8 protein-coding genes are annotated in these 8,644 nt (G+C 68.5%); 4 read left to right on the top strand and 4 right to left on the bottom strand.

Annotated features, from left to right (window positions below; genetic code table 11):
* Window positions 1-610 precede the first annotated feature (610 nt).
* Window positions 611-919, bottom strand: a complete 309-nt coding sequence (locus AN233_RS15435) for a non-histone chromosomal MC1 family protein (RefSeq protein WP_058367646.1) — start codon at window positions 917-919, stop codon at window positions 611-613.
* 352 nt (window positions 920-1,271) lie between these two features.
* Between AN233_RS15435 and AN233_RS15430 the strand changes: the two genes are divergently transcribed.
* Together AN233_RS15430 and AN233_RS15425 are read left to right on the top strand one after the other, a co-directional pair.
* Window positions 1,272-1,475, top strand: coding sequence for a hypothetical protein (locus tag AN233_RS15430; RefSeq protein WP_058367645.1), 204 nt, complete (start codon window positions 1,272-1,274; stop codon window positions 1,473-1,475).
* Window positions 1,476-1,565: 90 nt separating this feature from the next.
* On the top strand, window positions 1,566-2,624 hold the full coding sequence (locus AN233_RS15425) for a quinone-dependent dihydroorotate dehydrogenase (protein WP_058367644.1): 1,059 nt from the start codon (window positions 1,566-1,568) through the stop codon (window positions 2,622-2,624).
* Between the two features lie 54 nt (window positions 2,625-2,678).
* Here AN233_RS15425 and AN233_RS15420 read toward each other — a convergent pair whose 3' ends face one another.
* From AN233_RS15420 to AN233_RS15410, 3 genes are all read right to left on the bottom strand, one after another.
* Window positions 2,679-5,315 carry a valine--tRNA ligase gene (locus AN233_RS15420; protein WP_058367643.1) on the bottom strand — a complete coding sequence of 879 codons (2,637 nt, stop codon included), beginning with the start codon at window positions 5,313-5,315 and terminating at the stop codon, window positions 2,679-2,681.
* Window positions 5,316-5,680: 365 nt separating this feature from the next.
* A complete protein-coding gene (locus AN233_RS15415) occupies window positions 5,681-6,499 on the bottom strand; it encodes a BtpA/SgcQ family protein (RefSeq protein ID WP_058367642.1) in 819 nt (272 codons plus the stop codon).
* A 54-nt stretch (window positions 6,500-6,553) separates the two neighbouring features.
* Entirely contained in the window at window positions 6,554-7,309 is a 756-nt protein-coding gene (locus AN233_RS15410) for a DUF5806 family protein (RefSeq protein WP_058367641.1), read from the bottom strand.
* Between the two features lie 101 nt (window positions 7,310-7,410).
* On the opposite strand from AN233_RS15410, the gene AN233_RS15405 reads away from it, so the two are divergent.
* Together AN233_RS15405 and AN233_RS15400 are read left to right on the top strand one after the other, a co-directional pair.
* A complete protein-coding gene (locus AN233_RS15405; RefSeq protein WP_058367640.1) occupies window positions 7,411-7,779 on the top strand; it encodes a universal stress protein in 369 nt (122 codons plus the stop codon).
* On the top strand, window positions 7,776-8,321 hold the full coding sequence (locus AN233_RS15400) for a GNAT family N-acetyltransferase (protein ID WP_058367639.1): 546 nt from the start codon (window positions 7,776-7,778) through the stop codon (window positions 8,319-8,321). The genes AN233_RS15405 and AN233_RS15400 overlap by 4 nt, the downstream gene beginning before the upstream one ends.
* Window positions 8,322-8,644 lie beyond the last annotated feature (323 nt).

The raw sequence follows: 8,644 nt of genomic DNA, 5'->3' as shown, positions 1-8,644 counted from the left end.
GCACCATTGCATGGTCCGTGTTCGGGTCACTCGCGAAAGCGGGTGACACCGAACGTCGTTGGCTCACATCAGATCCCGTCTTACGGCGGACCGCAGGGATGGGATCCTCATGGGTCGAGTCGGAGTGCGCCGCCCGGGGGTAGCCCCACGGGCGACGTCGGCATGGAAACCGGGCCGACTCTGCGAAAGCGGACCGGGTTGAACGGTCCGAGTTCGCGTCGCGTTCTTCGCATTACGTTCCGAATCGTCGCCCACACATAAGGGCGTCGGAACGGTCGCCCGAGACCCCGAAGGGTCCCGGTCGCCCCCTCGCGGGAGCGTTCTTCGCATTCATTCGAATGGCAGGCCAGTACTTAACCCCGTCGAAGCGATCGCCGTACGGCATGCGGTTTCACGGGCCGCGACCGCCGATCGATCGTGAGAGAAGCGAGGACCCCCGACGCTGCGGCTCTCGGTCTCGGAGATCGCCGAAAGGTATCGCGCGGTCGGAGGTCGGACGGTCATCCCGTGCCGCACAGCGAGTCCCGCCGAATGACTGGCCGCGCGGACGAGCGTAGCGACTCGGCGGTCGTATAAGCGTCGAAAAACGCGGATCGATGCGGCCCGGGAATTACTCTTCGAGGTGTTTGATACCCTGTTTGGAGACGTTCGCCTCGGTGATCTCCTCGGGCATCCAGTCGGGGCTGTTGTCGGGTGCCGTCTCCTCCCACGCCCAGCCCTCGTAGATGTGGACCTTGTCGGTCCCTTTCTCCCGGAGCTTGAGCTCGGTCTTGTCGGCCGCGGACTCCGAGCTCGCGGGGTCCAACCGACGGGCCGCCTTCAGCGCGGCCTGCCGCGGCGTGTTACCCGAGTAGACGCTCGACTCCGAACCGTCGTCTTCGCGCAGCGCGAAGTTCCGCTTACCGTCTTCACGTACCATGGTTTTTGACCTCCATGGCAATCCAACACACAATCTGTTATAAATATATCGGGCAGATAGGGGGACGGCGGTTCCTTCTATTTATAACCTTGTGGTGACGGCGGGTCCGATCGCCCCCGAAACACCGGTAATTCGGCGCAGATCCGGTCCAAAATCCGCGGCGCGACGGGTCATCGCGCTCGCCCGCGGTCGGTTCCGGCCAGTGAACGAGGGTGGAACGAGCGTTCGAACCGAGCCCTCTGGGGGGCGTACGTCGGGATGGCCGCGAGGCGCACATCGATGTCTGCGGGGCGTACATCGCGTAAACAACACTTATGTATCTCGTGCGGCGAGGTTGGGGCAGACAACCGCGATGGTTCGCAAGAAGAAGCTCAGTCCGAGTGGCGCCAAGGACGACGACGGCGAGTACCACAACGTCCACGTGAACCTCCACGAGGACGAACTCGCCGTCGCCGGGATGGACATCGGCGACGAGGTGTTCGTCCGCGTCCGCGACGGCAAGATCATCATCCAGAAGGCCGAGTCGGACCCCGAAGACCTCGAACACGACTTCTGACGCTGCGCTTTTTTTACCGCCCCTGTCGGTGACCGGGTCGAATCGCTCCGGTCCGGCGGCTTCATGGGCGTTCGCTCCGAGAGGCAACCAATGACGAGCGCGTACGATCTCTGCAAGCCGCTGTTGTTCGCGCTGCCGCCCGAGACCGCACATCGGGCCACGCACCGGCTCCTGCGAACGGTACAGGGAACGCCCGCGACCGACCTGCTCCGTCGCCGGTACGTCGTCGAGGACGAGCGGCTGGAGACCGAGGCGTTCGACTGCGCGTTCCCGAATCCCGTCGGCGTCGCGGCCGGCTTCGACAAGAACGCGGAGGCGCCCCGGGCGCTGGCGGCGCTCGGCTTCGGCCACGTCGAGGTCGGCGGCGTCACCGCGGAGCGCCAGCCGGGGAACCCTCGACCGCGCATGTTCCGGCTGAAGGAGGACCGCGCGCTGATCAACCGGATGGGGTTCAACAACCACGGCGCGGACGCGGTCGGCGAGCGGCTCGACGCGGAGCCGCTCCCGGACGTGCCCGTCGGCATCAACGTCGGCAAGTCGAAGTCGACCCCGCTGGAGGAGGCGGCCGACGACTACCTGTACACCTACGAGCGCGTCGCGGACGCGGGCGACTACTTCGTCGTGAACGTCTCCAGCCCGAACACGCCCGGTCTACGCGAGTTACAGAACCGGGAGGCGCTCGAACGCATCCTCGGGACGCTGTCGGACGCCGGCGCCTCGCCCCTGCTCGTGAAGTTCTCGCCGGACCTCCCCCGTCCGGCGGTCGAGGAGGCGCTCGCGGTCGTCGACGACCTCGGGCTGGACGGCGTCATCGCGACGAACACGACCACCTCGCGACCCGACTCGCTTCGGAGCCCGAGCAGGGCCGAGCGCGGCGGGCTCTCGGGCGCCCCCATTGAGGAGACTGCCACGGAGATGGTCCGGTTCATCGCGGAGCGCACGGACGTGCCGGTCGTGGGCGTCGGCGGCGTCTCGGACGCCGCGGGCGCGTACGCGAAGATCAGGGCGGGCGCCTCGCTGGTCCAGCTCTACACCGGTCTCGTCTACGAGGGGCCGGGCCTCGCCCGCGACATCAACGAGGGGCTGCTGGAGTTGCTGGAGCGGGACGGGTTCGACTCGGTGGCGGACGCGGTCGGCGCCGACCTGTAGTCGGAGCTGACGGGTAGTTCGACGGAAAGCCTCGACAAAAAGGACCGCGGCGCGCTACGTCTCGGGCTCGTTGCGGACGATGACGACCACGTCGCCGACCTCCAGGAGTTCGCCCGCGCCGTCGTAGCGGCGCTCGCGCTCGACGGAGAACTCGTCCGCGGTGAGCTCGAACCCGGCCACGTGGAGTTCCTCGCCCGCGAGTTCGAACTCGTCCTGCGCGAGCGCGGCCTCGATGTCGCCGATGTCGTCGCCGTACTTCGGGCCGACGGTGGCGTAGTCGAGGTCGATGCCGGCGACGACCGTCTCCACGGGCGCGTCGGCGTCCGGGTGGACGGTCAGGTCGTCGACGTGCATCACGCCGGTGATGTCGGCCTCGAAGCCGCGGACGTCGCCGTACACCTCGACGGCGTCCAGCGTCGCGTTCATCGGGAGCTGGTTGTCGCTCTTGTACTTCCGGAGCGCGCCGACCACCTCGGTCGCCGCGACGCCGGCCGCGTGGTCCGCCTCCAGCCCGAGCGGTTCGGGCCAGTCGGCGAGGTGGATCGACTCCGCGGCGGGGGTACCGGCGACGGCGTCGTGTTCGGCGTACATGTCGTGCCACAGCTCCTCGGTCACGTGCGCGAGCAGGGGCGCGAACAGCTTCAGGAACCGACGGTGGGCCGTCCGGAGCGCGTACGCCGCGGAGGCATCCTCGCGGTTCTTGACGATCTCGAGGTAGTCGTCACAGAACGTGTTCCAGAAGAACGTCCGGAGTCCGTCGCGCGCCTTCGAGAACTCGCGGCGCTCCAGAAGCTCGGTGGTGGACTCGATCTCGCGGTCGAGTTCGGCCAGCAGCCAGCGGTCGATCTCGCGGAGCTCGTCCGGCTCGTCCGGGAACGGCTCCGGCGCGAGCGACTCGACGAGCTTCGAGGCGTTCCACAGCTTGCGGATCAGCTTCTCGCCCGCGCGGAGGCCCTTCTCCTGATAGGGGAGGTCGTCGCCGACCGCGGAGCCGGCCGCCCAGAAGCGGGCCGCGTCGACCGGGAACTCCTCCATCACCTCGCCGGGGTCGACGACGTTCCCCTTCGACTTGGACATCTTCTCGCGGTTCTCGTCGAGCACCATCCCGTTGATCATCGCCGACTCGAACGGCACCTCGTCCGTGTGCTCGTAACACTTGATGACGGTGTGGAACAGCCAGAAGGAGATGATGTCGTGGCCCTGCGGGCGCACGTCCATCGGGTAGATCTCCGGGCGATCCATGGTGAACTCGCCCGCGTCGTCGTCCCAGTCCCAGCCGGCGTTGATGAGGGGAGTCAGCGACGAGGTCGCCCACGTGTCGAGCACGTCGTCCTCGGGGACGAACTCGCTATGGCCGCACTCGGGGCAGGCGTCGACCGGCGGGTCGTCCGAGAGGGGGTCGACCGGGAGGTCGGCCTTCTCGGCGACGACCGTGTGGTCGCAGTCGGCGCAGTACCAGACCGGGAACGGGATGCCCGAGGAGCGCTGGCGGGAGATGAGCCAGTCCCACTGGAGCCCCTCGACCCAGTGTTCGTACCGCGTGAACATCTTCTCGGGGAACCACTCCATCTCGCGGCCGGCCTGCAGGTACTCCTCGCGCTTGTCGAGCACCTGGATGTACCACTGCTCGGTGACGAGGAACTCGACGCCGACGCCGCAGCGCTCGTGGACGTTGACGGTGTGGGTGATCGCGCGGCGGTCGAGCAGGGAGCCCTCATCGTCGAGGTCGGAGACGATGGCCTCGCGGGCCTCGTTCGAGTGCATGCCCTCGTAGGCCTCGGCCACGTCGGTCATGTGACCGGACTCGTCGATGGCGACGCGCAGGTCCAGGTCGTGGGCCTGGTACCACTCGATGTCGTTCTGGTCGCCGAACGTACAGCACATCACGATCCCGGAGCCGGTCTCCATGTCGACGCGGTCGTCCGCGATGATCGGCACCTCGTGTCCGAACAGGGGTACCTCCGCGTCCTCGCCGACGAGGTGCTGGTTCTCGTCGTCCTCGGGGTGGACGAAGACCGCGACGCAGGCGGGCAGAAGCTCCGGCCGCGTCGTGGAGATGGTGAACTCCTCGCCCGCGTCCGCGACCGCGAACGCGATGTCGTGGAAGTGGGAGTCGTGTTCGGCGTCCTCGGTCTCGACCTGCGAGATGGCGGTCTCGCACTCGGGACACCAGATGGCGGGCGCCTTCTCGCGGTACTCGCGGCCCTGGTCGTACAGGTCGATAAAGGAGAGCTGGGAGACGCGCTGGACCTCGGGGGAGATGGTGCGGTAGGTGTTGTTCCAGTCGATGGAGAGGCCCATCCCCTGCATCTTCTCGGTGAAGTCGGCCTCGTACTCGCGGCAGACCTCGCGGCACTTGCGCTGGAACTCCCGACGCTCGAAGTCCTGATGTCGGATGTCGAGCTCCCGCTCCGCCAGCCGCTCGGAGGCGATGCCGTTGTCGTCGTAGCCGAAGGGGTAGAAGACGTCGTGCCCGTTCATCCGGTTGAACCGGGCGACGATGTCCTGCAGGATGGAGCCGTAGGCGTGGCCCCAGTGGAGGTTGCCCGACACGGTCGGCGGCGGCGTGTCGATGGAGAAGGCGGTGTCCGGGTCGGTCTCCCCGTCGGGGTAGGCGTAGGTCTCCTCGTCGACCCATCGGCGCTGCCAGTGCGGCTCGGCGGTGTCCGGGTCATACTCTCCGCTGGGCATTCTTGGGTGCCCGTTTCCGCGGTTAGCCCTTAACCGCCTCGGTCCTGTGGTACGGCCGCACGCGGCGGCTGGCGGCGGTTCGACCAGCCAACGTCACCCCCGGAGGGACGGTTGCGGTGCTGTGCGGTTGCGGTGCTGTGCGGTTGCGGTGCTGTGCGGTTGCGGTGCTGTATGGTGCTGTCGCGGTGCGGGGGTGGGGCTTTCTGGACGATGCTGTCCAGATCAGCAGGCACTGCAGGCGAGACGAACGCAGATCTGTAGCAGGGGGAGTCGGGCGAGAGGCCCGAGAGAACACTATCCCGACCAGCAGGATCCACAGTAGAGGCAAGAACCCCGCGTACGTCGTACGGAGATCTGGGGCCGATTTATCTCGACGCGTCGGCGGCCGCGACCAGGTCCGCGACCCGCCCCTCGTCGACCGATGCGGTCGTCTCGCCGCCCTCCTTCAGCGCGGTGCCGACGATGACGCCGTCGGCGATGTCCAGCAGGTCGGCCACGCTCTCCTCGGTCACGCCGCTTCCCACCAGGATCGGCGTCTCCAGCCCGACTTCGTCCCGGCGCGCGGCCCATTCGCGGAGGTCCGCGGGGCTGGTCGGCTCGCCGGTGCCGCGCCCGGAGACGACCGCGGCGTCCGCGAGGCCGCGCTCGGTCTGGTCGGCGAACGACTCGGCGGTGAACTCGCCCGAGGCCAGCGGCGCGGAGTGTTTCACGTCGAGGTCCGCGAACACGCCAACGTCGCCGGCGTCGAGTCGCTCACGGAGCCGGATCGTCTCGTGGGCCTTCCCCTGGAGGACCCCCTGATCCGAGACGCGCGCGCCCGTGTGGACGTTCACGCGGACGTAGTCCGCGCCGGTCGCGGCCGCGATGCCCACCGCCGCGGGCGCGTCGTTCCGGAGGACGTTCACGCCGAGCGGGCGGTCCGTGGCGTCGGCGATCTCGGTGATCGCACGCGTCATGGACGCGACGGTGTGTTTCGGCACGTCGTCGGGGTAGAAGGGCGCGTCGCCGAAGTTCTCGACCATGATCCCGTCGACGCCGCCCGCCGCGAGCGCCCGGGCGTCCGCGACCGCGCGCTCAACGACCGCGTCGATCCCCGCGTCCGCCTGCGGCGCTCCGGGGAGGGCGCCGAGGTGGACCATCCCGATCACCGGCCTGGACGTTCCGAAGGTGGTCTCGAAGTCCATGGGCGAGGTGGGCGCGCCGGTGGCTAAGTGGTGTCGGAACCGACCGCGAGCGCCCTACTCGTCGGGAGTCGGCTCGTGAACGTGGCCGCACTCGGGGCAGGTGACCTCCTGTCCGCGGAGGCGCTGGCTCTCCTCGCGGACCTCCCGCATGACGCTGGAGATGCGCTCCTCGGCCTCCAGCTCGTCCTCGACCGCGAGGTCGACTCCCTCGACTTCCATCAGGAACTTCGCGATCTCGGTCACCTCGTACATCATCTCGTCCAAGTCCTCGGCGGTGAAGAAGCCGCACATTGCGCCGTAGAGGAACGTCGCGCCCGCCTTCGTCACCTTCTCCTCGAAGGAGTGGCGGGCCTGATTGACCGCCTGCGGCGTGTAGGTGTCGGTCATGAAGGGGACGAGTTCGGGGAGGTTCTCGCCGATCTTCGTCATCTCGACGCCCGTCTCCGTCCGGAAGTCGGCACAGAGCCGGGCGATGGCCCACTCGCGGGCGGTGATGTAGGTTCGGTCGCGCAGGAACTCGTTGACGCGGTCGTACTGCGCGCCGTCCATCTTCGTGAAGCGCTCGTACTTTTGTACGTCCGGGGGCACGTCGCCCGCCGGGTCCGATGCGCTGTCCGCCGGATCCGACGCGCCGTCCGCCGGATCCGATTCGCCGTCCGCCGCCCCCTCCGCGTCGGCGGTCGTCGACTCCGGTTCGGTGGCCGCCTTCTCCGCATCGGGGCGCGTCTCTCGATCAACGTCCGCCGCGCTCTCGGACGACTCGGGGGCCGCGTCCGCGGTGTCGGACGCGCCTGCAGGGTCCTCGCTCATACCCCATCTAACCCCAGCGCCCGGCAAAAGGGTTCCCGTCGACCGGATCTCCTGCCCCCGGACGGACAACCCTTTTGAGGTGCGCCGTAGAGGAAACGGGCATGAAGGTGCTTCTCGGGATCGGCGGCAGCGACGACTCGCTGCACGCGTTGGAGCGGACCGTCGAGCGGGCGGTCAGCGCGGGCGACGACCTGACGGTGGCGGTCGTGGAGAATCCGGACTCACCGCGGTCGCCCGAGGAGGTCGTCGCACGCGCCGAGGAGGTGCTCGCCGACGCCGCGCTCGAGGCGGAGATCCGCCGTGTCGAGGGGGATCCCGGGAGCCGGCTCGTCGAGATCGCGGAGTCGGAGGGGTTCGACATCATCGCGCTCGGTGGCGGCCAGACCAGCCCGATGGGGAAGATCAACCTCGGGAGCATCGCGCAGTTCGTCCTGTTGAACGCCACGACCTCGGTCACGCTGGTCCGATGACGCCCGCACGCTTCCCCGACGACGTGGCCGAGCCGTTCCCGGAGCCGCCGCTGTCGTTCGAGGACCGCGAGGGCCGGGTGATCGAGATCCGGGGTTACGACGGGAGCGACGCCGAACACGAGGCGCTCGCGGAGATGTACGACGCCTTCGACCCCGCGGACCGGGCGCAGGGGATCCCCCCGAGCCAGCCCGCGGCCGTCCGCGACTGGCTCGACACGATCCTCGCCGACGACTGCCTGAACGTGATCGCGTGGCACGGCGACGACGCCGCCGGTCACGCCACGCTCGTCCCCGACGAGGACGCCTACGAGCTCGCCATCTTCGTCCTGCAGGAGTACCAGGAGGCCGGAATCGGCACGCGGCTGATGAAGGCGCTGCTCGGCTACGGGCAGGCCGAGGGGATCCGGAAGGTGTGGCTCACCGTCGAGCGCTGGAACCGCGCCGCGGTCGCGCTCTACAAGAAGATCGGCTTCGAGACCTCCAACGCGGAGAGCTTCGAACTGGAGATGGCGATCCGGCTGAACGGCGACGCGGACGACTGAGCGACGACTCGGACGACCGATGCAAGCCGCGAAAATGTCGAGGGTTTGGAAACGGCTGCCCGGTCAGTGATCGCGGCGGTGCGGTGCAGTCGGCGCGCGCGAGCAACGCGCGCGACCGAGGCTGGGGAGGCGTGAGGCTGCTGTGCGGTCGCGTTCGGGGTGGGACTGAAAGGGGCAGCCGACTCGATCCGGCCCCGGCGCCGCTCTCGCGAGCCTGCCGAGCGAGAGTCAGCGAGTCGCAGCCCGGCAGCCCGCCACTGCAGGCAGCCCGGACCGTCTCGCCAGACAAGCACTCGCGTCGGGCTGTGTGGAGAGACGCGAGC

The organism is Haloparvum sedimenti, assembly GCF_001462205.1.
Classification (GTDB): domain Archaea; phylum Halobacteriota; class Halobacteria; order Halobacteriales; family Haloferacaceae; genus Haloparvum; species Haloparvum sedimenti.
This window is presented reverse-complemented; position numbering and strand designations above follow the sequence as displayed.